This is a genomic window from Catellatospora paridis (genome assembly GCF_009720365.1).
Classification (GTDB): Bacteria; Actinomycetota; Actinomycetes; order Mycobacteriales; family Micromonosporaceae; genus Catellatospora; species Catellatospora paridis.
Window position 1 is genome coordinate 323,747 of the sequence record NZ_WBZD01000017.1, and the last position, 25,525, is coordinate 349,271.

General features: G+C 71.5%; 19 protein-coding genes. 9 read left to right on the top strand and 10 right to left on the bottom strand.

The genetic code is table 11. From position 1 onward, the window contains the following. Positions 1-187: 187 nt before the first annotated feature. The 3 genes from F9C41_RS32475 to F9C41_RS32485 form a co-directional block, all read right to left on the bottom strand. On the bottom strand, positions 188-3,274 hold the full coding sequence (locus F9C41_RS32475) for a DEAD/DEAH box helicase (RefSeq protein WP_155390617.1): 3,087 nt from the start codon (positions 3,272-3,274) through the stop codon (positions 188-190). Positions 3,275-3,368: 94 nt separating this feature from the next. After that, a complete protein-coding gene (locus F9C41_RS32480) occupies positions 3,369-3,860 on the bottom strand; it encodes a phospholipase (RefSeq protein ID WP_230690183.1) in 492 nt (163 codons plus the stop codon). Between the two features lie 309 nt (positions 3,861-4,169). Further along, complete coding sequence (locus F9C41_RS32485; RefSeq protein WP_155390618.1) at positions 4,170-5,504, bottom strand: fibronectin type III domain-containing protein; 1,335 nt, start codon at positions 5,502-5,504, stop codon at positions 4,170-4,172. Positions 5,505-5,915: 411 nt separating this feature from the next. Between F9C41_RS32485 and F9C41_RS32490 the strand changes: the two genes are divergently transcribed. The 3 genes from F9C41_RS32490 to F9C41_RS32500 are packed head-to-tail and all read left to right on the top strand — an operon-like array spanning position 5,916 to position 9,187. After that, positions 5,916-6,755, top strand: a complete 840-nt coding sequence (locus tag F9C41_RS32490) for a nitrilase-related carbon-nitrogen hydrolase (protein WP_155390619.1) — start codon at positions 5,916-5,918, stop codon at positions 6,753-6,755. Positions 6,756-6,769: 14 nt separating this feature from the next. Continuing rightward, positions 6,770-8,176: a dihydropyrimidinase gene (hydA, locus tag F9C41_RS32495; RefSeq protein ID WP_155390620.1), complete on the top strand. Its 1,407-nt coding sequence runs from the start codon at positions 6,770-6,772 to the stop codon at positions 8,174-8,176. A gap of 9 nt (positions 8,177-8,185) precedes the next feature. After that, positions 8,186-9,187, top strand: coding sequence for a TIGR03842 family LLM class F420-dependent oxidoreductase (locus tag F9C41_RS32500; RefSeq protein ID WP_155390621.1), 1,002 nt, complete (start codon positions 8,186-8,188; stop codon positions 9,185-9,187). Positions 9,188-9,303: 116 nt separating this feature from the next. Here the strand turns inward: F9C41_RS32500 and F9C41_RS32505 are convergent, their stop codons facing one another. Next, on the bottom strand, positions 9,304-10,218 hold the full coding sequence (locus tag F9C41_RS32505) for a DMT family transporter (RefSeq protein ID WP_155390622.1): 915 nt from the start codon (positions 10,216-10,218) through the stop codon (positions 9,304-9,306). 218 nt (positions 10,219-10,436) lie between these two features. Here F9C41_RS32505 and F9C41_RS32510 point away from each other — a divergent pair, with 218 nt between their 5' ends. The 3 genes from F9C41_RS32510 to F9C41_RS32520 all read left to right on the top strand — a co-directional run bounded on the left by F9C41_RS32510 (position 10,437) and on the right by F9C41_RS32520 (position 14,150). After that, positions 10,437-12,035, top strand: coding sequence for a Re/Si-specific NAD(P)(+) transhydrogenase subunit alpha (locus F9C41_RS32510; RefSeq protein ID WP_269059005.1), 1,599 nt, complete (start codon positions 10,437-10,439; stop codon positions 12,033-12,035). 3 nt (positions 12,036-12,038) lie between these two features. Beyond that, on the top strand, positions 12,039-13,502 hold the full coding sequence (pntB, locus tag F9C41_RS32515; protein WP_155390624.1) for a Re/Si-specific NAD(P)(+) transhydrogenase subunit beta: 1,464 nt from the start codon (positions 12,039-12,041) through the stop codon (positions 13,500-13,502). A 132-nt stretch (positions 13,503-13,634) separates the two neighbouring features. After that, positions 13,635-14,150, top strand: a complete 516-nt coding sequence (locus tag F9C41_RS32520) for a mycothiol transferase (RefSeq protein WP_155390625.1) — start codon at positions 13,635-13,637, stop codon at positions 14,148-14,150. A gap of 40 nt (positions 14,151-14,190) precedes the next feature. Here F9C41_RS32520 and F9C41_RS32525 read toward each other — a convergent pair whose 3' ends face one another. Continuing rightward, the gene (locus tag F9C41_RS32525; protein ID WP_155390626.1) at positions 14,191-15,345 is read right to left on the bottom strand and encodes a pyridoxal phosphate-dependent aminotransferase; all 1,155 of its coding nucleotides are present in this window, start codon (positions 15,343-15,345) and stop codon (positions 14,191-14,193) included. A gap of 133 nt (positions 15,346-15,478) precedes the next feature. Between F9C41_RS32525 and F9C41_RS32530 the strand changes: the two genes are divergently transcribed. The 3 genes from F9C41_RS32530 (at position 15,479) to F9C41_RS32540 (ending at position 21,120) form a co-directional block, all read left to right on the top strand. Further along, positions 15,479-17,263 carry an HSP90 family protein gene (locus F9C41_RS32530; protein WP_155390627.1) on the top strand — a complete coding sequence of 595 codons (1,785 nt, stop codon included), beginning with the start codon at positions 15,479-15,481 and terminating at the stop codon, positions 17,261-17,263. Beyond that, complete coding sequence (locus F9C41_RS32535) at positions 17,250-20,117, top strand: hypothetical protein (protein WP_155390629.1); 2,868 nt, start codon at positions 17,250-17,252, stop codon at positions 20,115-20,117. The genes F9C41_RS32530 and F9C41_RS32535 overlap by 14 nt, the downstream gene beginning before the upstream one ends. A gap of 151 nt (positions 20,118-20,268) precedes the next feature. Next, a complete protein-coding gene (locus tag F9C41_RS32540) occupies positions 20,269-21,120 on the top strand; it encodes an esterase/lipase family protein (protein ID WP_196280051.1) in 852 nt (283 codons plus the stop codon). 30 nt (positions 21,121-21,150) lie between these two features. Here the strand turns inward: F9C41_RS32540 and F9C41_RS32545 are convergent, their stop codons facing one another. The 5 genes from F9C41_RS32545 to F9C41_RS32565 form a co-directional block, all read right to left on the bottom strand. Beyond that, on the bottom strand, positions 21,151-21,528 hold the full coding sequence (locus tag F9C41_RS32545; RefSeq protein ID WP_155390632.1) for an AtzH-like domain-containing protein: 378 nt from the start codon (positions 21,526-21,528) through the stop codon (positions 21,151-21,153). A gap of 75 nt (positions 21,529-21,603) precedes the next feature. Next, the gene (locus tag F9C41_RS32550) at positions 21,604-23,247 is read right to left on the bottom strand and encodes a regulator (protein ID WP_155390633.1); all 1,644 of its coding nucleotides are present in this window, start codon (positions 23,245-23,247) and stop codon (positions 21,604-21,606) included. Positions 23,248-23,275: 28 nt separating this feature from the next. Continuing rightward, positions 23,276-23,974, bottom strand: coding sequence for a cysteine hydrolase family protein (locus F9C41_RS32555; protein ID WP_230690184.1), 699 nt, complete (start codon positions 23,972-23,974; stop codon positions 23,276-23,278). A gap of 34 nt (positions 23,975-24,008) precedes the next feature. Further along, on the bottom strand, positions 24,009-24,734 hold the full coding sequence (gene biuH, locus F9C41_RS32560) for a biuret amidohydrolase (RefSeq protein ID WP_155390635.1): 726 nt from the start codon (positions 24,732-24,734) through the stop codon (positions 24,009-24,011). An 84-nt stretch (positions 24,735-24,818) separates the two neighbouring features. After that, positions 24,819-25,469: a GntR family transcriptional regulator gene (locus F9C41_RS32565; RefSeq protein WP_155390636.1), complete on the bottom strand. Its 651-nt coding sequence runs from the start codon at positions 25,467-25,469 to the stop codon at positions 24,819-24,821. Positions 25,470-25,525: the final 56 nt, after the last annotated feature.

Sequence of the window (25,525 nt, forward strand, 5' to 3'; positions counted from 1 at the left end):
CGCCGCGTCCTCGGGGGTGCGTGATGACATCTGCCGGTCGACGCCTGGCCGCCCTGGCGGCCACCGGTGCGCTGACACTGGCGGCGGGCTCCTGCAGCCAGGTCGCCGCGGGTCGGATCGCCCCGGCCCACCGGCAGTTGAGGCCGGGCGGCCCACGCGACCACGCAGCCCGTTGCCAAAGCTCCGGCTAGGCCGCGACGGCCGCGCGACGGAACAGGTCCTCCGGCATCGGCTCGTCGAGCCGCCACGTGACGGCCATCGGCCGCTCACCCCGGTGCTCGACGTACTGCGCCGTCCCGTGGAACACGTACGGCTCGGGATACCCGTGCTCGGTCGACGTGCTCTCCCGGGTGAACAGCAGCACGTGGCTGCCGTCGCGGGCGTGGGCGCGGTAGCGCCGGCCGGTGACCGAGTCGGCGCCGGTCCGGTTCTGCGACTCCCAGTGGAACAGCTCCGGGGTCAGCGCGTAGTCGCGATACATCGTCTGCGGCGAGAACTCCTTCTCGTTCTTGCGAAGCGTGACCAACAGCGCGTCACACTGCGTCGCCGGCGACCAGGCCACCCCCTCGCGCATGTTCTCGGGGACCCGCCCGCTGCCCAGCTCCGCCCAGCCGAGCGCGGCGAGGATCTCGTCGGCGGAGTAGCGTGCGTTGATCGCCAGTGGCACCTGCGCCAACCCGTCGGGCAGCGGCTTGGCCAAACGCCGTGGCCGCTCGACCCCGTACTCGACGAGCTGGCGGATTTCGTCGCGCAGGTGCGGCTCACCCCGCAACCGCGCCAGCCCTTCGTCGTAGCCGGCGAATCCGCCGCCGTCACGCCACACGGAGAAGACGAGCATCCGCGCGTATGCCTGCTCGGCAGGTGACAGGTCGCCGTAGGCAGGGCCGTCCACGGCTACCAGACGCGCATACGCCGTTGCCCGGCGCGCGTCGTCGACGTGCAGGAACGCCCGCATCCGCTTGCCGACCTCGGCCTCCAGCGGCGACGGCTCCTGACCGAGTCGCCCGGCCTTGCGCAGCAGCGCCGTCCAGGACCGGTTGCTGCGATAGACGTCGGTGATGTCCCGGCCGCTGGCCTCCAGGTAACCGGCGAGTGTCGGCTGGTCATAGGTGCGAACCTCCTGCGCGAGGACGTTGACCTTGACACTGAGGTGCTCCCGGAGGCTTCTCAACAGGCGATCCTTCGCCACCCTGTCGAGCACGACCTGGCAGCCTGGCGGCAGGAGCGGGAAGTCCGCTTCGGCCTGGTCCTTCAGCCGGCCGCGAGCGAATCCCGTCAGGGCCTGGAACCGGTTCTCCAGCCGGAACTCGGCGCGGTGCAGCCCGACGAAGTCCAGCACCGTGAGCACGGCCTTGTCGGGCGTGCGCCGCAGACCTCGGCCGAGCTGTTGCAGGAAGATGGTCGAGCTCTCCGTCGGGCGCAACATCAGGATCGTGTCGATGTCGGGGATGTCCAGTCCCTCGTTGAACAGGTCGACGGCGAAGAGAAACGTCACCTCGCCGCTGCGCAGCGCGGCCAGTGCGGCTCTGCGCTGCTCGGTGGGCGTTGCGCCGTCGACGGCGCGGGCCGGGATGCCGTGCTGGTCGAAGAATTCCGCCATGTAGTGCGCGTGTGCGACGGAGACGCAGAATCCCAGGCCGCGAACCTCGGCGAGGTCGCCGACCTTGTCCCGCAACGCGTTGAAGACCAACCTGGCCCGCTGCTCGTTGCCGGTGAACGCGGCCTCCAGGCCGTCTTTGTCGTAGGCTCCGCGGGTCCAGGCGACGCCGGTGAGGTCGGTCTCGTCGTTGACGCCGAAATAGTGGAACGGGCACAGCAGGTCGTTGTGCAATGCGTCCCACAGCCGGAGCTCGGAGGCGATGCGCCCGCCGAAGAACTCATCCTGGACCCACTTGCCGTCGGCCCGTTCGGGTGTGGCGGTGAGGCCCAGCAGTTCCTGCGGTTGCAGGTGATCGAGGATGCGGCGATAGGTCACGGCCTCGGCGTGGTGGAACTCGTCGATGACCACGACGTCGAAGTGGTCCGGTGCCAGGTTGCCGATGGTGCGGTGCAGCGACTGCACCGAGGCGAAGACATGCCGCCACTGGCGGGTGCGCGCCTCGCCGACGTGCAACTCGCCGAAGTCGGGTGCCGCGAGGACCTGCCGGTAGGTGTGCAGGGCCTGGGTGAGGATCTCCTGCCGGTGCGCGACGAACAGCAGGCTCGGCAGCCGGCCGAGGCGCTGCTGGAGGTTGCGGTAGTCGAAGGCGGCCGTGACGGTCTTGCCGGTGCCGGTGGCCGCGACCAGCAGGTTGCGGTGCTGGTCGTAGGCGGACCGTTGCAGGTCGAGGTCCTCGAGCATCTCACGCTGATGGGGGAACGGGTGGGGGACGAGCGCAGGGACCTCGAACAGGCGCCTGCCGGAGGAAGTCGATGCCAGCGCCTGGTCGAGACGGTCGCCGTCTTCCGCAGGGTCGTAGAGCTCGAACTCGGCGCGATCCCAGTAGGAGTCGAACGTCGCCCGGAACTTGTCCAGCAGGCGGGGCGTGGTCACGGACGACAGGCGTACGTTCCACTCCAGGCCGTCCAGCAGGGCGGCCTTGGACAGGTTGGAGCTGCCGACGTAGGCGGTGTCGAAGCCGGTCGCCCGGCGCAGCAGCCAGGCCTTGGCGTGCAGCCGAGTGGAGCTTTGCTCGTAACTGATCTTCACCTGCGCGCCGAAGTGGGTGACGAGGCGGTCGAGCGCCCGCCGTTCGGTCGCCCCCATGTACGTCGTGGTGATCACGCGCAGCGGCACGCCGCGCCGTTGCAGGTCTTCGAGCCGTCGTTCCAGGATGCGCAGGCCCGACCACTTGACGAAGGCACAGAGCAGGTCGACGTGGTCCGCGCTGGTCAGCTCGGCGGCCAGCTCGTGGGCGAGGTGAGGGTCCTCGCGCGCGTTGGTCAGCAGCGCGGCCTCGGAGAGCGACGTCAGCGGCCGGGTGAGCGGGTCGGTGCCGGGTTCGCCGGCCATCACGGAAAGCAGTCGGCGGGGACCGGTCTCGACGAGTGCCGTGTCGTCGAGGGCGCGCAGCAACTGGTTGGCGAGTTCTACCTGTGCGTCAGTGCCACGGACGGCGGCCAGCGCCCGCGCGGAGGCCGCACCGATGAACCGGCCGAGCAGGTGCGCGACGTCGGCCTCGCCGACGTGGTCGAGGTCGACCACGTGACCTGCGGCCTGCCAGCGGGTGACCTGCTCCAAGAGGGGCTGAGTCAGCAGGCTGTCGTAGAGCCCGAGGATGGGGGAGTCGGTCACACGGGATCATAAACACATGTCGGCCCTCGTCAGGGTGCGTCGACCTGCGCGCTGCCCGGGTGTGCCGAAGCACCCCGGGCAGCGGACGGAGTTCTCAGGAGGTGACGTCGGCGGTGCCGTCGACGAGCGTGCTCTTGCCGAACGCGGCGACGGCCTGGTAGTAGGTCCACGCCGTGCCGTTGCACACCGAGCGGGTAGCGCCCGAGTAGGTGTTGCAGACCCGCTTGAGGTCCTCGTAGAACGCGGAGTCGAGCCGGGACTTGTTGGCGCTGAAGGTGCCCGCGGCCTTGTAGTTGCGGTAGCCGAAGTCGTGGCGTGCGCAGGCGTTCTGGAACGGGAAGCCGAACGGGTTGTCGGGCGAGGTCGAGCAGTAGTCGGTGGACCAGTCGAAGCCGTACGCGGACCACGCGCCCTGGTTCTGACGTGCGGACCACCAGGCGCTGTAGCTGGCCGCGCTGGTCTGGGTCCAGGAGCTCAGCACCTGGGGCTTGTCGGCGGGCGCCGCCAGAGCAGGGCCGGCGGAGAACAGGACTGCGGTCAGTGCCAGCACCGCCGAGGCGATCGACAGCTTGAGGGGGCGACTCACGGGAACCTCCGGGTTGTGCCTTTAGTTCTGGCCCCCGCCGGGGTGTGGCGGGGCGAACGTAGGTTGCCGTGTTCCGTGGGCCCGGCACATCCGCTGGGCGACGAACCGTGGTTGAACCTTGCATGAGCAGCCGAGGGCGTGGTGGCGGTCGGAGCCGGTGGACGTGCGGTCCGATGTCGAGCATCGGGGGTTCAGCGAAGTCGCGATGGCGATCCGGGTCGGATCCGCCTGGTGCGCAACGCGTGCACGACGGAGCGCGCGGCGTGCGGGCGCTCCGTCGTGCACGGGAGTCGAGTTCGGTAGCCCAGGTCAGTCCGCTTCCGCGGGCTCGGTGGGCGGATCGGGGTCCGGTGACGAGGCTTCCGGCGACGGTTCGGCGCTCGTCTCCTCAGGTGACGGTGACGGTTCGGCGCTCGTCTCCTCAGGTGACGGTGACGGCGGTTCGCTCGGCGACGGTGACGTCGACGGCGAATTGGTCGGTGATGGTGCGGGAGGCGGTGACGGGGACGCGGTCATGGTCGTGATCTGGTTGCTCGGCCCGGACTGCAGCCCGGCGGCGTTGACCGCGATGACCACGAACACGTAGGAGGTGCCCGGCGCGAGGTCGGCGACGGTCGCGCTGGTATCGCGGGTCCAGCCGATGAACTGGCCGTCGCGCAGGATGCGGTAGTAGGCGACACCGCCCGACCCGCCGTTGGCCGGGGCGGACCAGGAGAGCCAGATCTTGTGCTCGACGGCGGCGACCGCGGTCAGGCGCGTGGGCGCGGACGGAGCGACCGGCGGTGCCGGGGGCGGGGATGTCGTGCCAGGCTTCTTGGTGGGCGGTGCCGGGGGGGTCCAGCTGGGCGTCGGGAGGGGCTCGTTGGTGATCATCGGCGCGGGCTCTGGGCTGGTCGACGGTGGCGCGGTCGGCAGGGTGACCGGCTGGCCGCTTTCGTCGGCCATGACGCCCGCCGACAGGATCGGGGAGGGGAGTCCGTCCTGGAGCGACACGGGCTGGCCGCCGCCGGTCGGCCTGATGACGAGCACCAGCATGACGGTGACGGTGGCCAGCACGGCGACCGCGACGGCGACCAGCACCCGGCGGTCGGGTCCGGTCCGTGCGGGGCGGTCGTCGGTGGGGGACGGCGCTGCGGCAGGGGGCCGTGTGGCGGCGGCGTCGGTGGCCGAGGGCCGCAGCGGCGCGCTCGGCCGAGTCGGGGCGGGCGACGGCGGCACGACGGGCAGGGTGGGGTCGGTGGTGTAGGCGTCGGGTGGAGCCAGTGCGGCGACGGCGGCCGGGTAGTCGGGCACCGCGTCCACGGCGGCGCGGGCGGCCAGCCAGTAGGAGGTGGCCAGCTCCAGGTGCATCTTCAGCTTCTGGGCGCTGCTGAAGCCCACGACCGTGGGCAGGACGATCTGCTCCCAGGTGCCGACGGGGAGGGCGAGCCCGTGTTGCAGGCCATGCCAGATCGCGGCGAATTCGTCCTGGCCGACTTCCATCGCGTCGATACGGTAGTCGTGCACGGCGTCGTCGAATTGGTCGAGCAGGTGCTGGTGCACCTTGGTGACCGGGCGCCCGGCCGTGACGTCGGTGAGCAGCTGTCCCAACTGGATGACCAGTTTGCGTGCTTGAGCTGCCAGCACGGGTTGTGGCTGTGCCACCGGTTTGTCTCCCCCTGATCGGTGCCACGGCAGGGTGAGGCCCGGCCGGATACAGCGCTGAGCCGGTCAGGGGCCCGCGGCACCAACATAGGCGACAGTAGGTTGGAAAGGAAACGCTGTGTCGACATCGAGCCTCATGAGCCACGGGGCGGAGCCTGGATGGCGCGGCAGTTCGCGGCGAACGGTTTGTAGGACAGTACAAACGGCTTAGGGGCTGGGCAGACCGATGTCGGACCATGCGCCAATTCCGCCGCCACGGCCGTGCCGGTTGACTCCAACCATGCCGACCTCGCCGTCCGCATCCGGCGCCGCGCGACGGGCCTGGTGGTGAGGAGCCCGTCGGCGCCGGCGGACCAGGCCGCGGGCGGGCGTCTCGCCGAGCCGAACCGCTAGCAGGACGGAGACCGCACCATGTCAGACATCATCCGTGCCGCGCTGGTCCAGACGACCTGGACCGGTGACAAGGAATCCATGATCAAGGCCCATGAGGAGTACGCGCGCCAGGCCGCCGCGCAGGGCGCGAAGGTGATCTGTTTCCAGGAGCTGTTCTACGGCCCCTATTTCTGCCAGGTCCAGGACGCGCAGTACTACTCCTACGCCGAGTCGATCCCCGGTCCGACGACGGAGCGGTTCCAGGCGCTGGCTCGTGAGCTGGGCATGGTGATGGTGCTGCCGATGTACGAGCAGGAGCAGCCCGGCGTGCTGTACAACACGGCGGCGGTCGTCGACGCCGACGGCGCCTACCTGGGCAAGTACCGCAAGACCCATATTCCGCAGGTGAGGGGGTTCTGGGAGAAGTTCTACTTCCGGCCGGGCAACCTCGGCTACCCGGTGTTCGACACCGCGGTGGGCAAGGTCGGGGTGTACATCTGCTACGACCGGCACTTCCCGGAGGGCTGGCGGGCGCTGGGGCTCAACGGAGCGCAGATCGTGTTCAACCCGTCCGCGACCAGCCGCGGCCTCTCCTCATACCTCTGGAAGCTCGAACAGCCCGCATCGGCGGTGGCCAACGAGTACTTCATCGGGGCGATCAACCGGGTCGGCATCGAGGACCTGGGCGACGACGACTTCTACGGCACCTCCTACTTCGTCGACCCCGAGGGCAAGTTCGTCGGCGACACGGCAGACGCGCACCAGCCGGAGCTGGTGGTCCGGGACCTGGATCTCGGTCTGCTGGCCGAGGTGCGCGACCGGTGGGCGTTCTACCGTGACCGCCGCCCCGACGCCTACGGCCCGCTGACCCAGGCCTGAGAGCGGAGACCCCCATGGCCATCCTGATCACCGGCGGCACCGTCGTCACACCCACCGGCCGTCACGCCGCCGACGTGCTGGTCGACGGCGAGACGATCGCCGCCCTGTTCGCCCCCGGCCTCGCGCCGGTCGTCGCGGACGCCGAGGTCATCGACGCGACCGGCAAGTACGTCATCCCGGGCGGCGTGGATGCGCACACCCACATGGAGCTGCCCTTCGGGGGCACGTTCGCGTCGGACACCTTCGAGTCCGGCACCCGGGCGGCCGCGTTCGGCGGCACCACCACGATCATCGACTTCGCGGTGCAGCGTTCCGGCGAGAACGTGCACGAGGGCCTCGCCGCCTGGCATGCCAAGGCCGAGGGCAACTGCCACGTCGACTACGGCTTCCACATGATCATCGGCGGGGTCGACGACGAGTCGCTGAAAGCCATGGACTCGCTGGTCGACGCCGAGGGCATCAGCAGCTTCAAGCTGTTCATGGCATACCCCGGCGTCTTCTACAGCGACGACGGCCAGATCCTGCGCGCCATGCAGAAGGCCCGCGACAACGGCTCCATGATCATGATGCACGCCGAGAACGGCATCGCCATCGACGTCCTCATCGGCCAAGCCCTGTCCCGCGGCGAGACCGACCCCATCAACCACGGCCTGACCCGCCCCGCCGAACTCGAAGCCGAAGCGACCCGCCGCGCGATCTCCCTGGCCCAGGTCGCCGGCGACACCCCGCTCTACATCGTGCACCTGTCCGCGAGCCAGGCCCTCGAAGCCGTCGCCGCAGCCCGCGACACCGGCCGCAACGTCTTCGCCGAAACCTGCCCCCAATACCTCTACCTCACCCTCGAAGACCAGCTCGGCGCACCCGGGTTCGAAGGCGCCAAGTGGGTCTGCTCGACACCGCTGCGCTCCAAGCACGAGAGCCACCAGCGGGATCTGTGGCGCGGGCTGCGCAGCAACGACCTCGCGATCGTGTCGACGGACCACTGCCCGTTCTGCTTCAAGGATCAGAAGGAACTCGGCCTGGGCGACTTTTCGAAGATCCCCAACGGCATCGGCGGTGTCGAGCACCGCGTCGACCTGCTCTACCAGGGCGTCGTCGACGGCAAGCTGTCGCTGGAGCGCTGGGTGGAGACGATCGCGGCGACCCCGGCGCGCATGTTCGGCCTGTACCCGCGCAAGGGCGCGATCGCGCCGGGCTCCGACGCCGACATCGTCGTCTACGACCCGAACGGCCGCACCCGGATCGGCGTGGACACCCACCACATGAACATGGACCACTCCGCCTACGAGGGCTACGAGATCGCGGGCAAGGTCGACACGGTGATCTCCCGGGGCAGCGTGCTGGTGTCCGGCGGGCAGTACCACGGCCGCAAGGGCCACGGCCGCTACCTGCCGCGCGGCCTGTCGAGCTACCTGGTCTAGGAGGGTTTCATGGACATCGGAGTCGTGTTCCAGCTCGATCCGCCGGCCAGGCGCGTCGTCGAGCTCGCCCAGCGGGCCGAGGCGGCCGGGTTCAGCCACGTGTGGTCGTTCGACTCGCACCTGCTGTGGCAGGAGCCCTACGTCATCTACAGCGCGATCCTCGCCGCCACCAAGCGGGTCATCGTCGGGCCGATGGTGACCAACCCCGGCACCCGCGACGTCACCGTCACCGCCAGCACCTTCGCCACCCTCAACGAGATGTACGGCAACCGCACCGTCTGCGGCATCGGCCGCGGCGACTCCGCCCGCCGCACCCTCGGCCTGCCGCCGATGAACCTGGCCGAGCTGCGCGAGTCGGTGCACGTGATCCGCGAGCTCGGCAACGGCCGGGAGATCGCGCACCGCGGGTCACCGCTGCGCTTCCCGTGGGTCACGGACTCGCAGCTGGAGGTGTGGGTCGCGGCGTACGGGCCGAAGGCGCTGAAGCTGACCGGCGAGGTCGCAGACGGCTTCATCCTGCAGCTGGCCGACCTCGACATCGCCGCCTGGATGATCAAGGCGGTACGGGACGCGGCCGAGCGGGTCGGGCGCGACCCGATGGCGGTGAAGTTCTGCGTGGCCGCCCCGGCCTACGTCGGCGACGACCTGCCCTACCAGCGGGCGCAGACGCGCTGGTTCGGCGGCATGGTCGGCAACCACATCGCCGACATCGTGGCCCGCTACGGCGACACCGGCGCGGTGCCGCAGGCGCTCACCGACTACATCAAGGGCCGCAAGGGTTACGACTACGCCGAGCACGGGCGGGCCGGCAACAGCCACGCCGACTTCGTGCCCGACGAGATCGTGGACCGGTTCTGCGTGCTCGGCCCCGTCGAGGCCCACATCGAGAAGCTGACCCGGCTCAAGGAGCTGGGCGTGGACCAGTTCGCGGTCTACCTGCAGCATGACGCCAAGGAGGAGACCCTGCGCGCGTACGGCGAACACGTCATCCCCGCGATCAACGCCGGCTGACGCACCCGTATTCAACAGACGTTGGCCTATCCGATCGAGTTTTCGTAGATCGAACTCGATCGGATAGGCCAACGTTTATGTAAAGCGGGTCGGCCGGACGGCGTGTCCGGCCGCGGTCACCGCGCCCGGCCGGTGCGCCGGGAGACGGCGACGCCGACCAGGCACAGCGCGCCACCCGCGAGCGCGAGCCCCGGGGGCACCTCGCCGAGCAGCGCCCACGCCAGCACGATCGCGACCGCCGGGACCAGGTACGTCGTCGCGCCCAGCTTGCCGGCGGTGGTGCGGGCCAGCGCGTACGCCCAGGTCGTGAAGCCCAGCGCGGTCGGGAACACACCGAGGTACACCAGCCAGCCCACCGTCGACGACTGTGCCGCGCTCAGTTCGCGGACCAGCGCCGGGGCGTACGGCAGGCAGCAGACCGCCCCGATCAGGCACGCCAGCCAGGTGACTCGCAGCCCCGACAGGTCGGCGAGCAGCGGCTTCTGCGCGACCACGCCGACCGCGTACGACACCGCGGCCACCAGGCACAGCACCACGCCCCACGGGTCGACGCCCGCGGTGGTCGACGTGGCGGTGCCGATCAGGACGACCCCGGCGAACGCGACGATGCTGCCGGTGATCAGCGACCGCGGGAAGCCCTCGCCGAGCAGCAGCCCGGCCAGGATCGCGATCAGCAGTGGCCCGACGTTGACCAGCATCGCGGCGGTGCCCGCGTCGACCAGCCGCTCGGCCTGGTTGAGCGCGATGTTGTAGAGCCCGAACCAGACCACACCGACGGTCAGCAGCTGCGGCCAGTGCCGGCGGCCCGGCCAGGGCGTGCGCACCGTGGCGCGGCGGTCGTCGATCAGCATCATCACGCCCAGCACCACCGCGGCCACGACCAGCCGGCCCAGGGACAGCGCGCCGGCGGACAGCTCACGTCCGACGTAGCGGATCGCCACGAACGCCGAGGCCCACAGCAGCACCGTCACGAGTGCCGCGGCGAGCGGCAGCAGCCGGTGGTCGGCACGCGGGGCCGTCTTGATCGTCATGGCTCGACCGTATGTCCGTGACCGTTCGGCGTACGCCGAACGGTCACGGCGACCGCCGTGTGGAGTTGGTAACTCGGGGCGGGCATCGATGCTCGCTGCGCGGGGTGACCGCGCAAGTGTGGCTTCGATTACTCGGCGCGTTCATTGACGTCCGCTGTGTGGTGGCCACACCATGACTGGCATCTAGATTGATCTAGTCAATGTCGACGGGAGTCGTGGTGGGGCAGCAGCATGACCTGGGGGAGCCGGACGGGCTCACGGGTACGAGAGAAGGTCCGGCCACGACGCAGCGGCTCGGTGTCGTCGCCGAGTCGGCCGCGGCGGAGACCCGGGTGGCGGTGACGCCGGCCGTGGTGCGGCAACTGGTGGAACTCGGCTACGAGGTCGAGGTCGAGTCCGGCGCGGGCCGGCGTTCGAGCTTCTCCGACGACGCGTACGAGGCGGCGGGCGCGAAGATCTGCAGCCGCGACGACTGCTGGCAGGCCGACGTCCTGCTCAAGGTCAATCCGCCGTCGCCGGCCGAGGTCGAGGCGCTGCGCGCGGGCACGACGCTGATCAGCCTGATCGGACCGGCCGTCAACCCGGAACTGGTCGACGCGCTGGCGCGCCGGGAGGTCAGCGTGCTGGCGATGGACGCGGTGCCGCGCATCTCCCGCGCCCAGTCCATGGACGTGCTCAGCTCGATGGCGAACATCGCCGGCTACCGGGCGGTGGTCGAGGCCGCGCACACCTTCGGCCGGTTCTTCGCCGGGCAGGTCACCGCCGCGGGCAAGGTCCCGCCGGCGAAGGTGCTCGTCGCCGGAACCGGCGTGGCCGGGCTGGCCGCGATCGGCGCGGCGAAGAGCCTCGGCGCGATCGTGCGGGCCACCGACCCCCGGCCGGAGGTCGCCGAGCAGGTGCGCTCGATGGGCGGCGAGTTCCTGGCCGTGGCCGTCGAGCAGCAGGGCGGCGGCGACGGGTACGCCAAGCAGACCTCGGCCGACTACGACCGCCGCGCCTCGGAGCTCTACGCCGAGCAGGCCGCCGAGGTCGACATCATCATCACGACGGCGCTGATCCCGGGCCGCCCCGCGCCGCGGCTGCTGAGCGCCGAGCACGTGGCGAGCATGCGCCCCGGCAGCGTCATCGTCGACATGGGCGCGGCGCAGGGCGGCAACGTCGAGGGCACGGTGCCCGGCGAGCTGGTCGTCACCGGCAACGGGGTGTCCATCATCGGGTACACCGACCTGCCTGCGCGGCTGCCCGCGCAGGCCTCGCAGCTGTACGCGACGAACCTGCTCAACCTGATGAAGCTGCTCACCCCCGGCCGGGACGGCCGGCTGGTGCTCGACTTCGACGACGTCGTGCAGCGGTCCATGACGGTGGCCCGCGACGGCGAGGTGACCTGGCCCCCGCCGCCGGTGCAGGTGTCGGCCGCGCCGCAGGCCGCCGCACCCGCGCCCGTGGCCGCTCCGGTGAAGAAACCGGCCTCGCCAGGGCGGACCTTCGCGTACGTGGGCCTGGGTGCGGCCGCGCTGTTCGGGCTGACCGCGTTCGCGCCGAAGGAGTTCGTCGGCAACTTCACCGTGTTCGCGCTGGCCGTCGTCATCGGCTACTACGTCGTCGGCAAGGTGCACCACGCGCTGCACACGCCGCTGATGTCGGTGACCAACGCGATCTCCGGGATCATCGTGGTCGGCGCGCTGCTGCAGATCGGGCATGACGGCAGCCTCGCCGTCACCGTGCTCGCCGCCGCGGCGATCCTGCTGGCCACCGTCAACATCATCGGCGGATTCGCCGTCACCCGGCGCATGCTCGGCATGTTCTCGAAGGGCTGATCCATGACCGCCATGACCGCCGTGCAGGCCGCATACATCGTCGCGGCGCTGCTGTTCGTCCTTAGTCTGGCCGGGCTGTCCAAGCACGAGACGGCCCGTGCCGGTGTCGTGTACGGCATCGCCGGCATGACCGTCGCGCTCGGCGCGACCATCGCGCTCGCCATCCGCGACATGACCGCCGCGGCCACCGCGCTGCTGGTGCTCGCCATGCTGGTCGGTGGCGGGATCGGGCTGTGGCGGGCCCGGGTCGTGCAGATGACCGGCATGCCGGAGCTCATCGCCGTGCTGCACAGCCTCGTCGGGCTGGCCGCCGTGCTCGTCGGCTGGAACGGCTACCTCGAGGTCGAGCACGCCGCTCCGGCCGGGCTCACCGGTGCCCTGCTGCACATCCACCACGCGGAGGTGTTCGTCGGCGTCTTCATCGGCGCGGTCACCTTCACCGGCTCGATCGTGGCGTACCTGAAGCTGTCGGCGCGCATCGCGTCCCGGCCGCTCATGCTGCCCGGCCGGCACGTGCTGAACCTCGGCGCGCTGGTCGCGTTCGTCGCGCTGACCGTGTGGTTCGTCATCCAGCCCCAGTTGGGACTGCTGGTCGCGGTCACCATCGTCGCGCTCGCGCTCGGCTGGCACCTGGTCGCCTCCATCGGCGGCGGCGACATGCCCGTGGTGGTGTCGATGCTGAACAGCTACTCCGGCTGGGCGGCCGCGGCATCGGGCTTCCTGCTGGACAACGACCTGCTGATCGTGACCGGCGCGCTGGTCGGCTCGTCGGGCGCGTACCTGTCGTACATCATGTGCCAGGCGATGAACCGGTCGTTCGTGTCGGTGATCGCGGGCGGGTTCGGCACCGAGCAGGCCGCAGGGGAGGCCGTCGACCTCGGCGAGCACCGGGAGACCTCGGCCGCCGACGTCGCGGCGCTGCTGCGCGACGCCACCTCGGTGATCATCACGCCTGGCTACGGCATGGCGGTGGCGCAGGCGCAGGCTCCGGTGGCCGAGCTGACCCGGCGGCTGCGGGCGCGGGGCGTGCAGGTCAGGTTCGGCATCCACCCGGTGGCCGGGCGGCTGCCGGGGCACATGAACGTGCTGCTGGCCGAGGCGGACGTGCCGTACGACATCGTGCTGGAGATGGACGAGATCAACGACGACTTCGCGGGCACCTCCGTGGTCCTGGTGATCGGGGCCAACGACACCGTCAACCCGGCGGCCGCCGATCCGGGCAGCCCGATCGCCGGCATGCCGGTGCTGCGGGTGTGGGAGGCCGAGCACGTGATCGTCTTCAAGCGGTCCATGGCCGCGGGCTACGCCGGCGTGCAGAACCCGCTGTTCTACCGGGACAACACCCGGATGCTGTTCGGCGACGCCAAGGCGCGGGTCGAGGACATCGTCGGCGCGCTAGGCCCGGTGGTCGGCGCGCAGCGCGAGTCGGGCGACGCCCGCCGGGTGCCGGTGGCGGCGGGCCGGTAGGACCTTCGGGCTTCACGGTCTGCGTCCGCCACCTTCGCGATACTGTGCGAAGGTGGCGGACCGGACTTCGCGGACAGTCCACACGGCGGGCGTCCGACCGGCGGCCGCGGGCGTCGGGAAGGGCTGACTCGGGTGAATGTGGACGGCCTGCTCGTCGAGCTGTACGACCGGATCCCCGAGATGGTCCATGAGGCGGTCGACGGCCTGACCGCCGAACAGCTGCACTGGGCCCCGGCACCGGGCACCAACACCATCGGCTGGCTCGTCTGGCACCTCACCCGCATCCAGGACGACCACATCTCGGACCTGCTCGGCGAGGACCAGCTCTGGGTCACCGGCCCGTGGGCGCAGCGGTTCGGGTTGCGCGCCAATCCCGGCGACACCGGCTACGGGCACACCGCCAAGCAGGTCGCGGCCGTCCGCCCGGACAGCCCGGAGCTGCTGATCGAGTACTTCGACGCGGTCGCCGCCCGCACCCGGGACCTGCTGGCCGGGCTCAAGCCCAAGGACCTCGACCGGATCGTCGACGAGCGCTGGGACCCGCCGGTGACGATGGGCGCGCGGCTGGTCAGTGTCGCCAACGACGACGTCGCGCACGTCGCGCAGGCCGCCTACCTGCGCGGCCTCATGCGGGCGTCCAAGCGCTGACGGGACGCTGCGCGGGCACCCCCGCGACGTGGGCGTGCGCTCAGGCGACGGACAACGCCTCGGCCACCCGGTCCAGGGCGGTCCGGAAGTCCGCGGCGGGCAGGTGGCCGAAGCCGAGCCGGAACACCCGGTCGGGCTCGCCGAACCAGCCGCCGAGCCCGACCCTCGTCTCCCGCTCCGCGAGCGCGTCGTAGAAGCGCCGTACCGCGTGGTCGTCGAAGCGGTCGGGGCGCAGCCGCAGGCAGCACAGCGCGCCGCCGTCCGGGCGCACGAACTCCACCGTGTCCGCGTGGTCGGTTGCCCACCGGTCGAGGGTGTCCACCGCGGCGGCCAGCGCTTCCCGGCGCTCGCCGAGGATCTGTTCCTCGCGGCGCAGGACCTCGGCGGCCAGCAGTTCGTCCACCCCGGAGCCGGTGATCAGCGTGTTGAACTTCGCCACCCGCAGCGACTCGTACAGCGCCGGATCGGTGACGGTCAGCCAGCCGACCCGGATGCCGGGAGCGCCGTGCGCCTTGGACACCGAGGAGCAGGTCACCACCCGCGGCGACAGGCGTGCGGTCGAGCGCGGCACCGCGCCCGCACCGTAGACGGCCTGCCGGTAGGTCTCGTCGACCAGCAGGACCGCCTGCGGAGCCCGTGCCTCGATCCGATCGAGCAGGTCGCGCAGCTCCTGCTCGGTGAAGCGCACGCCGGACGGGTTCTGCGGCGAGGCCAGCGACACCAGCCGGGTCTCGGGCGTCAGCGCGGCCGCGACCGCGTCGACGTCGAGCCGATACCCGTCGTCGAAGGCCAGCGGGACCGGTGTCACCCGGCAGTCGATGGCGTCGAGGGCGGCCCGCGCGGGCGGGAAGCACGGCGTCAGGACCACGGCGTGATCCTCAGGACGGCAGAGCGTGAACGCCAGCAGGAACATCCCCGAACTTCCGCCTGCGGTGACGAGCACCTCGTCGGGTGCCACGCCCGCACCGGCCGCGATGAGCGCACGCAGCTCGGTGCCGCCCTGGCTCGTGCCGTAGCCGATGTCGAGGGTGGCGAGCCGGGCGGCGGTGTCGCCGTCGAGCAGTTCACCCAGCCGCAGCGGCGGGCAGGTGCTCTCGGCCAGGTCGTACCGGACGGGCCGGTCCACCAGGTCCGACATCGACGCCGCAGGGAACCTCGCCGGACGGGTGGACACGGGGCCGGGGGAGACGGTCATGGACTCGATGATCCATGCCGGTGGGCGCGGCAGACAGGACCAATACCCGACCGGTGGCTCGTGTCACTCGGGCGCGGGGGAACGACCGACGGCCGGTTCCCGCAGGTGGACCCGCGCCGGTAGCCTCTGCCGGGTGAACCAGTCCTTCCAGGTCGACCTGCGCGGCATCGTCGACCTGCTCAGCCACCACCTCTACAGCAGCCCGCGGGTGTACGTGCGCGAGCTGATGCAGAACGCCGTGGACGCGATCACCGCCCGCCGCGCGCTGTCTCCGACCGCCCCCGCCTCGGTCTGGCTGGAGTCGCCGAAGACCACCGGCGACGGCACCCTGCGCGTCCACGACACCGGCCTCGGCCTGACCGAGCAGCAGGTGCACGAGCTGCTGGCCACCATCGGCCGCAGCGGCAAGCGCGACGAGCTGGGCTTCTCCCGGCACGAGTTCCTCGGCCAGTTCGGCATCGGCCTGCTGTCCTGCTTCCTGGTCGCCGACGAGATCCGGGTGCAGACCCGCCACGAGGGCCACCCCACGGTGTACTGGACCGGCTTCGCCGACGGCCGCTACGAGACGAAGCCCGGCCCGGACCGGCAGGAGGTCGGCACCACCGTCACCCTGGTCCCGCGCCGCGACGCCACCGACTGGCTCGACGCCGAGCGGGTGCGCGACCTCGCCGCGCTGTTCGGCGAGATGCTGCCCTACCCGGTACGCGTGGACGGCGACGTGATCACCGCCGAGACCCTGCCCTGGCAGGCCGGGCGCGCCGAGCTGATGAGGACGGCCGAGCAGACGTTCGGCTTCACCCCGTTCGACACGATCGAGCTGAACGTGCCCGAGGCGGGCCTGACCGGCGTCGCCCTGGTGCTGCCCACGCCCGCGAACCCGGCGGCGAAGTCGGGCCACCGCGTCTACCTCAAGCGCATGCTGCTGGCCGAGGGCGCCGAGGACCTGCTGCCCGAGTGGGCGTTCTTCGCCCGCTGCATCGTCGACGCGTCCGAGCTGCGCCCCACCGCGAGCCGCGAGGCCCTGTACTCCGACGGCCTGCTGGAGTCGGTGCGCGAGCAGCTCGGCGCGCAGCTGCGCGGCTGGCTGGTGAACCTGGCCCGGGAGGACGCCGACCGCATGCACCGCTTCCTGGCCGTGCACCACCTGGGCGTCAAGGCCCTGGCCATGCATGACGAGGAGATGCTGCGGGTCGTCGACCAGTGGTGGCCGATGGAGACCAACATGGGCCGGATGCCGCTGGAGGAGTTCCGCCGACGCTACGGCACGGTCCGCTACAGCGCGAACAACGACGAGTTCCGGCAGCTCGCGGCCGTCGCCGCGGCGCAGGGGCTGGCCGTGGTCAACGGCGGCTACACCTTCGACGCGGAGCTGATCGAGCGGCTGCCGCTGCTCGACAGCACGATCATGGTGGACCGGCTCGACCCGAGCGACCTGTCCACCCGCTTCGACACCCTCGACCCGGCAGCCGACCTGGGCCTGCGACCGTTCGTGGCCGCCGCCCAGCGGGCCATGGACCCACTGGGGTGCGAGGTCGTGGTCCGCGCGTTCGACCCGCCGAGCATGCCGGCGCTGTACCTGACCGACCGGCACGCCACGTTCCAGCGGCGGCTGCGCGAGACCGCGCAGGTCGCCGACGACCTGTGGGCGGGCGTGCTGTCGACGTTCGAGCAGGCCGAGGCGCAGGTGCGCCCGCAGCTGGTGCTCAACCACCGCAACCCGCTGGTACGCCGGATGAGCGCGCTGCCGACCCCGGAACTGGTCGCCCTCACGGTGTCCTCGCTGTACGGGCAGGCGCTGCTCTTCGGCCACCACCCGCTGCGTCCCGCGGACATGGCGCTGCTGAACCGCTCGTTCCTCGACCTGATCGACCTGGCCCTGCCCAACGCCGCCCCCGGGAGCACTCATGACGACGTATGACGAGGTCCACGACCTGATTCACCGCTCGTGGGACACCCCCGACGGGCCGGCCCGGATCGCGATCGTGGAGCAGGTGCTGGCCAAGGCCGAGGCGCTGGGCGACCCCGACCTGCTGTACGCGGCGCACGCGGCGGCGACCAGCGGCTACCACCAGAGCGGCGAGCCGATGAAGGCGATGATGACGTTCGCCCGCTGCCTGACCGACTACGACGCCGACCCGGGGCGGCGCAGCCACCACGACGAGCACCTGCTGCTGTGGCACTTCAAGCACGTGGTGTCGTCGATGACGCTGTTCCCGCAGCTGGCGCTGGCCCGCACGATGGCGGTGCTGGACGACATGCAGCGCCGCTACCAGGCCGGCGGGCACAGCATGCAGGCCGTGTACGCGTACCGCCACGACGTCGCCGCGCACCTGGGCGACGAGGAGCAGGCCGACCACTGGTACCGGCTGTGGGACACCGCGCCGCGCGACGCGCTGTCGGACTGCGCGGGCTGCGACCCGTCGTCGAAGGCGTACCACCTGGCCTGGCGGGGTCGGGACGAAGATGCGATCACGCTGGCGCAGGACGCACTGAGTGGGCGGTTGACCTGCTCCGAGCAGCCGCACGGCATCCTGACCACGCTGCTGTTCCCGTACCTGCGCACGGGCCGCCTCGACGAGGCGCGCGACGCGCACCGCCGTGCCTACCGGGCGCTCGACGACAACAAGGCGGAGCTGGGCCGGGTGGCCGCGCACGTGAGCTTCTGCGGCGTGACCGGCAACGAGTTGCGCGGCCTGGAACTGATCGAGCGGCACCTGCCGTGGCTGGACCAGGCGCCGACGCCGAAGACGGAGATGGAGTTCGCGGCGTCCGCGGCGCTGGTGCTGCGGCGGCTGACCGAGGCCGGGCAGGGCGACCTGGTGGTCCGCCGTGCGGCGGGCGAGAGCACCGTTGCCGACCTGGGGCGGCAGCTGCGCGAACGGGCGGTCGCGCTGTCGCTGCGCTTCGACGAGCGCAACGGCAACACCTACCAGAGCACCCGGATCGCCGCGCTGATCGAGTCGAAGCCGCTGGTGGCGTACCTGCCGCTGTCGGTGACCGCCGCCCGCGCCGCGTCCGCCGAGCCCACCGGCGGGGAGCCGGCCGCGGCAGCGGTCGACCTGTTCGAGGTGCCCGCGGACCTGCCGCTGGACGGCCGGCTCGACCTGGTAGACGAGCTGTTCCACGCCGAGGAGCAGGCCAAGGCCCGCGCCCTGACCGGGCGGCTGCTCGCCGAGCACGCCGACGGGCCGCTGACCGACCAGCAGCGCGGGCGGCTGGCCCGGCTGCGCGCGGTGGCGCTGCCCGACGAGGATCGGCAGGGGACCACGGACGCGTTCGCCGAGGCCGTCGCCGCGTTCGAGCGGGCCGGCGACACCGCCCGGGAGCACGCCGCGCGGCTGCAGTGGCAGATCTCCATGCTGCAACTGACCGGCGACGGCTCGCTCGTGCCCGCCGTGTTCGAGGCCGCTGAGCTGGCCGTGGCCGCCAACACCGACCCGAAGCAGCGCCGCGCCGCGCTGGTACGGGCGGCGTGGGTCGCCGCCGCGTCCGGCGACCTGGACCGCGCGACGTCGCTGCTGGACCGGGCCGACGCCGAGCCCGGCGCGCTGCCCCCGGCCCGCCACGCGAGCCTGCTGCACCTGCGCGCGGGCGTGCTGCAGGCGCAGGAACGCATCGAGGAGGCCGCCCAGCGGATCCGCGCAGCGGCGACGCTGCTGCGCGGGACCGACCACCGTGACCAGCTCGCGAACCTGCTGCGGGCGCTCGCCGACCTGCTCGGCCGCCTGGGCGACAACCCCGGCGCGATCGCCGCGTTCGAGGAGGCCGCCGCGGTGGCGCAGGACCCGGAGCTGCGCCGCAGTTCCCGCGCCGACGCGGGGTTCATGCTGGTCACGAGCGATCGGGCGGGCGAGTTCGTCGACGACATCGTCGAGCACGTGTGCCTGATGGAGGCGCGGGGCGCGGCGGGCGCGGCCGCGTACACCCGGCACCGGCTGGCGCTGGCGCTGGGCACCACGGGCCGCTTCACCGAGGCCGCGGAGGTGGGCGAGGAGGCGCTGTCGTGGTTCCTCGCGCAGCGCGATCCCGAGCACGCCGACATGGTCGTGGAGCTGCGCGACCTCCTGTCGCGCGTGTACGCGCAGCTCGGCGAGGTGCACGTCGCGATCGGGCAGCTCGACACGCTGCTGGAGCTGGTCGGCGGGGTGGAGCGACTGCCCTACCGGGGCGACGTGCTGGAGCGCGCGGGCGAGCTGCTGTGGCAGGTCGACCGCGACGCCGAGGCCGCCGACCGGTTCGACGCGGCCGCGCAGGCATACGGGCAGGCCGATCTGGCCCTGGCTACGGTGCACGCCCGCCGGCGGCAGGTGATGGCGCTGTTCCACGCCGGGCGCAAGGACGAGGCGATCATCCTGGCCGGGCAGCTCGCGGAACTGATGGCGGTCACCGAGGTGTCCGCCGACGAGCAGCCGGGGTTCGCCTGGGAGCGGGCCATGGCCGGTTACGAGGCGGCGCAGGTGCTGTCCAACAACGACGATCCGGATCACGACGCGGCGGTGGCCCGGGTCGCGCCGTCGGCTGCGCTGTTCCGCTCCATCGGCGCGTTCGGGGAGGCCGCGCTGGCCGAGCTGCGCCACGGGCAGGTGCTGGTCGTCTCCGGCCGGGCCGCGGCCGGCGAGGCCGAACTGCGCCGGGCGCTCGACGCGCTGCCGGCCGAGCACGGCGCCCGCCAGGAGGCCGCGGCCTGGCTGGCCCGGGCGCTCGACGACCAGGGCGACTCCCGCCAGGCCCGCAGGGTGCGCGAAGAGCACGGCCTGCCCGAACCCGAGTGAGCTCGGCGGCGGGTGGGACGAGCGCGTCCCACCCGCCGCATCCGCTATGGACCCCTGCGGCCGAGTCCGGCAGAATCCCGGGCACCGCCGACGCGAGAACCCGTCATGTCGTGCGGCCTGCTGCTGCCGGCTCGAGAACAGGGATCCGCGGATGCGACGTTTCTCGGCACTGCTCGCCTCCTCGGCGGTCGCCGCGAGCCTGGTGCTCGCCGCGCAGGCCCCGGCGTACGCCGCACCCGCGCGGGCGAACGGCCAGGCCAACCGGGTGATCTTCATCCACGGCTGGAGCCCCGACGGCAACGCCGACTGCGATGCCTACTGGTCGGCGGTGACTGCCCAGTTCGCCAACGCGGGCTGGACCGGTGAGCTCACCCAGTTCGGCTACTACTCCGGCGACACGAACTGCGACATCACGTTCGGCGGCGACACCATGAACACGTCGATCAAGACGGTCGGCAAGGCGCTGGCCAACGAGATCTACAGCCGTTACTCGGTCAACGGGGAGAAGGTCGACGTGGTCGCCCACTCCATGGGCGGGCTGGTGATCCGCTCGGCGCTGACCGAGGTCGCCAAGGGCACCGCCGGCTACCCGCCGTACGTCTACGTCGAGGACGTCGTCACGCTGGGCACCCCGCACGCGGGCGCGGCCTTCGCCGGCTGGTGCAGCCTCACGCTCTGGTTGCAGTGCAAGGAGATGCAGGCGGGCAGCAGTTTCCTCGCCGGGCTGGCGGCGCGTCCCGAATCGGCGATGGGCACCGACTGGACGGTGATCTCGTCGTTCGACGACGGTGACGTGGACGAGTCGTCCGGGGTCGCCATGAACGCCCCGCACAAGATCCAGTACGACGACGACCTCGACCACACCGAGCTGCGGACCGCGGTCGGCAGCTACCGGGCGCGCTACTGGCACACGGCGAGCGCCACCGCCTGGAGCGCCTGGGGCACCCGGGTCGGCCCGCTGCAGTGGGCCAGGAACGCCTGCTACTACCAGGCCTCGACCTGACCGTAGCCGCTGGTCGGACAGGTGCGGCGGTCACGAGGGCAGCTGTGACACGTGCGCGTGCACGATGCGCCAGCCCTCGGGCAGCCGCACCCAGGTCTGCGACTGCCGCCCGGTGACGGTGCCGCCCGCGTACCCGAAACAGGTGGTGACCACCGCGAAGCCATCGCCGAACGTGCTGATCAGGGTGTCTTGCAGGGTCCGGCCCGGCGGCAGCGGCGGCTGGGCCGCGCGCCACGCGTGCTGCTGCGCCCAGCCGGTCTGCCGGTCGGCGATGCCGAAGCGCACCGTGGCAGGGCTGTCGTGGAAGAACGACATGATCTCGTCCGGGTCGTTGACTCCCAGCGCCTTCTCGTAGGCGGCGAACACGGCGGCCACCTCGGCGACCACGTCGGGCCGGTCCAGGTCCATGAGTTCTCCTGACTGGTGGTGCCGCCTTCCGGCACGGGTGCGGCTCCCGTGCCGGAAGGCGGCTGGTGAGCCGGATCAGGCCGCGGCTGCGGCCCGGTCCGGCTCCGCCGCTGCGGCCGGCGCCGGCGAGACCGGCGCGGGTGCGTCCGCGCCGCCGTGCAGCCGGTCGAGGGCGAGCTCCTCAGGGTCGGGTTCGCGCGGGGAGTGCTTGCCGAAGTAGAAGATCGCGCAGATGACCGCGACGAACAGGTAGCCCAGGGACACCGGTCCGTTGGCGTTCCACTCGACCTTCTCGCCGTGGATCAGCCCGACGAAGGTGAGCAGCGCGCCGACCAGGGCGAAGATCCCGGCGTGCAGGAACTTCTTGTCGATGATGAACACCACGATCGCGCCGAACACCAGGCCCGCCAGGATCGCGCCCTGCCCGAGCACCAGCAGGCCGTGGTAGACCACGCCCGCACCGGCCAGGGCCTGGTCGCCGACCGCGGCGGCCGAGGTGCCCGCCGCGGCGAGCGCGTTGTCGATCTGCCCGGTGGCCCAGGAGGCCAGGTTGGGGATGAGCGCGGCGACCACCGCGGCGGCGTGGGCGCGCGGGGTGGCCTGGAACGCCTGCGCGCCGATGAGCAGGCCGATGTAGAGCAGGATCGGCACGATCGCCGCCGTCGGGAAGATCGACGCGAGCAGGCCGAACATGCCCAGGAAGCAGAGCAGCGCGATGACGATGCCGGTGGCCATGGAGTAGCCGGTGCGGCCGCCCGCGGCCTTCCAGCCGGGGTGCCCGACGTACACGGCGGGCGGGAACGGCGAGCCGAGCAGGGAGCCGATGACCGCGCCGATGCCGTCGGCCAGCAGCACGCTGCGCAGGTTGTAGTTGTCGCCGGCGGTGGCGGCGCTCTCCACGTTGGTCATCGCCTCGGTGAAGTTGTAGACGCCCAGCGGGATCGCGGTGGCCAGCAGCGGCGCCATCTCGTTGAGGCCGTCGAACAGCAGGCCGAACTTCAGGTCCGGCAGCGCGAACGCGATGGTCTTCGCGGCGGCGGTGACGTCGGGCACCGACATGACCCCGCCGATCCAGCCGATCGCGGTGCCCAGCAGCAGCGCGGCCAGGCCGATGGGGAAGTTGAACGGCAGCCGGACGTCGGTCATCAGGCCGATCAGCAGCAGCGCGAACACGGGCAGCGCGACCCAGGCCAGGTCCCACATGCGCCCGGCGGGGTTCATCGAGATGAACGTGATGGAGATGCCGGCCAGGGTGCCCAGCAGTGCTGCGCGCGGGGTGTACTTGCGGATGTACGGCCCGACGAACGCGCCGATCAGCACGATGATGCCGATGATGAACGCCCAGGCGACACCGGCCTGCCAGGCCAGCATCGGGTCCTTGGTCTTCAGGTAGATCGGCAGCATGATCACGAAGATGACGATGAACATGTGCGGCACGCTGGGCCCGTACGGCAGCGCCGTCACGTCGGTGCGGCCCTCCTTGGCGGCCAGCCGCCGCGCCAGGATCGTGTAGTACACGTTGCCGAAGACCAGGGCGATGCCCAGCGCGGGCAGGATCGTGCCGAACACGTCGCCCTCGGACAGGTTGATCACGAACAGGCACAGCGTGGTCAGCGTCAGCACGTTGACGAGCACGTTCACGCCGAAACCGAAGAAGGCGTTGGTGTCGCCGCGGACCCAGTGCGGCAGCTTCACGGCCGCGGGGGTGGGTGTGGTCATGGGTGTCCTGCTTTCGAGGCGGGGATCATCAGGCGGCTTGCGGCAGGGCGGCGCTGCGCTGCAACGCCCCGATGAAGGCCGGTGACTTCGCCACCCAGCCGAAGATCCCGCCCTGAGCGGCGATCATCTGGAGCCCGACCCGCTGGAACTCCGGGAAGTACGAACCCACGCAGTCCGACAGCACCAGGCACTCGTAGCCGCGGTCGTTGGCCTCCCGCACGGTCGTGTGCACGCAGACCTCGGTGGTGACCCCGGTGACGATCAGGCTGCGGATGCCCCGGCTCGCCAGCAGCTCGCCGAGTCCGGTGGCGTAGAACGCGCCCTTGCCTGGCTTGTCGACGACCGGCTCGCCGGGCAGCGGAGCGAGCTCGTCGACGATGTCGTGGCCGTACTCGCCGCGGATCAGGATGCGGCCCTTCGGGCCTGGGTCGCCGATGCGCATCGAAGGCGCACCGCGGTGCAGCTTCGCGGGCGGGCAGTCCGACAGGTCGGGCAGGTGCCCCTCGCGGGTGTGGACGATCGTCAGGCCGACCGCGCGGCACGCGCCGAGCAGGGCCTCGGTCGGCGCGATCGCCGAGCGCAGCTGGTTCACGTCGTTGCCCAGCGTCTCCCCGAAGCCGCCGGGTTCCAGGAAGTCGCGCTGCATGTCGATGACCAGCAGTGCTGTGGTCGAAGGGTCGAAGGTGTACGGCGACGGCATCGCGTCGACCGTGGCGGGGGTGCTCAAGGGGTGCTCGCCTTCTGTGAGGCGGAACGGTGCGTCAGGAGGTGGTGGCCGCGATGACGTCGTCGGACGTCGCGACGCAGCCGAAGACGCCGCCCTGCATGGTGACCATGTGCAGGGCCGCGGCGTGGTTGCCGGGGTCGGTGGCGCCGGTGCAGTCGGACAGGATCAGGCACTCGTAGCCGCGGTCGTTGGCCTCGCGCATGGTGGTGTGCACGCAGACGTCGGTGGTGATGCCGGTCAGGATCAGGTGCGTGATGCCACGGGTACGCAGCACCAGGTCCAGGTTGGTGGCGTAGAACGCGCCCTTGCCGGGTTTGTCGACGATCACCTCGCCGGGCGCCGGGGCGACCTCGGGCACGATCTCCCAGCCCGGCTCGCCCTTGATCAGGATGCGCCCGCACGGGCCGGGTCCGCCGATCTCCGCACCGATGCGCGCCGAGCGCCAGCGCTTGTTGGCGGGCAGGTCGGACAGGTCCGGGTCGTGGCCCTCGCGGGTGTGCACGACCAGCATGCCCAGCGAGCGCACGTGGTCGAGCAGCTTGGCGGTGGCGGGCAGCCCGGCGCGGGTCAGCGCGATGTCGTAACCCATCGCGTCGACGTAGCCGCCCGGCCCGCAGAAGTCGGTCTGCCAGTCGATGCACAGCAGTGCCGTCCGCGCGACGGGCACCGCGCCGTCGTACGGCCACCGGTACGGCTCGGCCTGCACCGGCCCGATGCGTACGCCGGTCGGCGGATCAGGTTGGGGCACCAGGGTTTGCATACTGTCGATTGTCGACCGAACTGTTTCAGGGTCTGGTCGCCTCGGTAACGTGTGCATGACCTGGTGCCCCGATCGGGCGCAGGGCTACAGATAGGACCTTGCGCCGTGCCCGGCCAGCGCCGTGAGCACGGCGGCCGGGTCGCCGGTCGCGACCGCCTCCAGCAGGCGTTCGTGCCGGTGCACCCCGTCGTCGGCGTGCGCCAGCTCGGCCTCTCGGCGCAGGTTGATCGCCATGTACAGCTGGAGCTTCACGAGGATCGACTCGTAGATCGCGGTGAGCTGCCCGTTGCCCGACAGCGCGACCACGCTGACATGGAAGGCCCGGTGCGCGTTGGCGACCTCCAGCTGGTCCCCGGTCGCGGCGGCCTCCCGCATCCGGTCCACGGCCGCCCGCAGCCCGTCGAGCGTGACCGGGGTACGCAGCGCCTGCTCGACGGCGTGGCGTTCGAGCATGTCGCGCACCGCGTACAGCTCCTGCACGTCCCGGTCGGACAGGGTGGCCACGCGCGCCCCGCGCCGCGGCACGTGCTCGACCAGACCCTGCTGCCCCAGCAGGCGCAGCGCCTCGCGCAGCGGGGCCCGGCTGATGCCCAGCCGACGGGTCAGCTGCTCCTCGACCAGGCGTTCGCCCGGCTCGGAGCGTCCGCTGAGGATCTCGCGGCGCAGCCGGGTCACCGCTAGCTCGACCAGGCTGTAGCTCTCGATCTCACCGTTCGCGGGGGCCGTGTCCGTCACGGCACCGAGTGTGCCAGCACCCTGCCGCCGGACGATCACGCGGCCGTACCGCCCGG

Coding starts and splice junctions, on each gene's coding strand:
- F9C41_RS32490 (WP_155390619.1), top strand. CDS start 5,916: ATGTCAGACATCATCCGTGCCGCGCTGGTCCAGACGACCTGGACCGGT.
- hydA (WP_155390620.1), top strand. CDS start 6,770: ATGGCCATCCTGATCACCGGCGGCACCGTCGTCACACCCACCGGCCGT.
- F9C41_RS32500 (WP_155390621.1), top strand. CDS start 8,186: ATGGACATCGGAGTCGTGTTCCAGCTCGATCCGCCGGCCAGGCGCGTC.
- F9C41_RS32505 (WP_155390622.1), bottom strand. CDS start 10,218: ATGACGATCAAGACGGCCCCGCGTGCCGACCACCGGCTGCTGCCGCTC.
- pntB (WP_155390624.1), top strand. CDS start 12,039: ATGACCGCCATGACCGCCGTGCAGGCCGCATACATCGTCGCGGCGCTG.
- F9C41_RS32525 (WP_155390626.1), bottom strand. CDS start 15,345: ATGACCGTCTCCCCCGGCCCCGTGTCCACCCGTCCGGCGAGGTTCCCT.
- F9C41_RS32535 (WP_155390629.1), top strand. CDS start 17,250: ATGACGACGTATGACGAGGTCCACGACCTGATTCACCGCTCGTGGGAC.
- F9C41_RS32540 (WP_196280051.1), top strand. CDS start 20,269: ATGCGACGTTTCTCGGCACTGCTCGCCTCCTCGGCGGTCGCCGCGAGC.
- F9C41_RS32545 (WP_155390632.1), bottom strand. CDS start 21,528: ATGGACCTGGACCGGCCCGACGTGGTCGCCGAGGTGGCCGCCGTGTTC.
- F9C41_RS32550 (WP_155390633.1), bottom strand. CDS start 23,247: ATGACCACACCCACCCCCGCGGCCGTGAAGCTGCCGCACTGGGTCCGC.
- biuH (WP_155390635.1), bottom strand. CDS start 24,734: ATGCAAACCCTGGTGCCCCAACCTGATCCGCCGACCGGCGTACGCATC.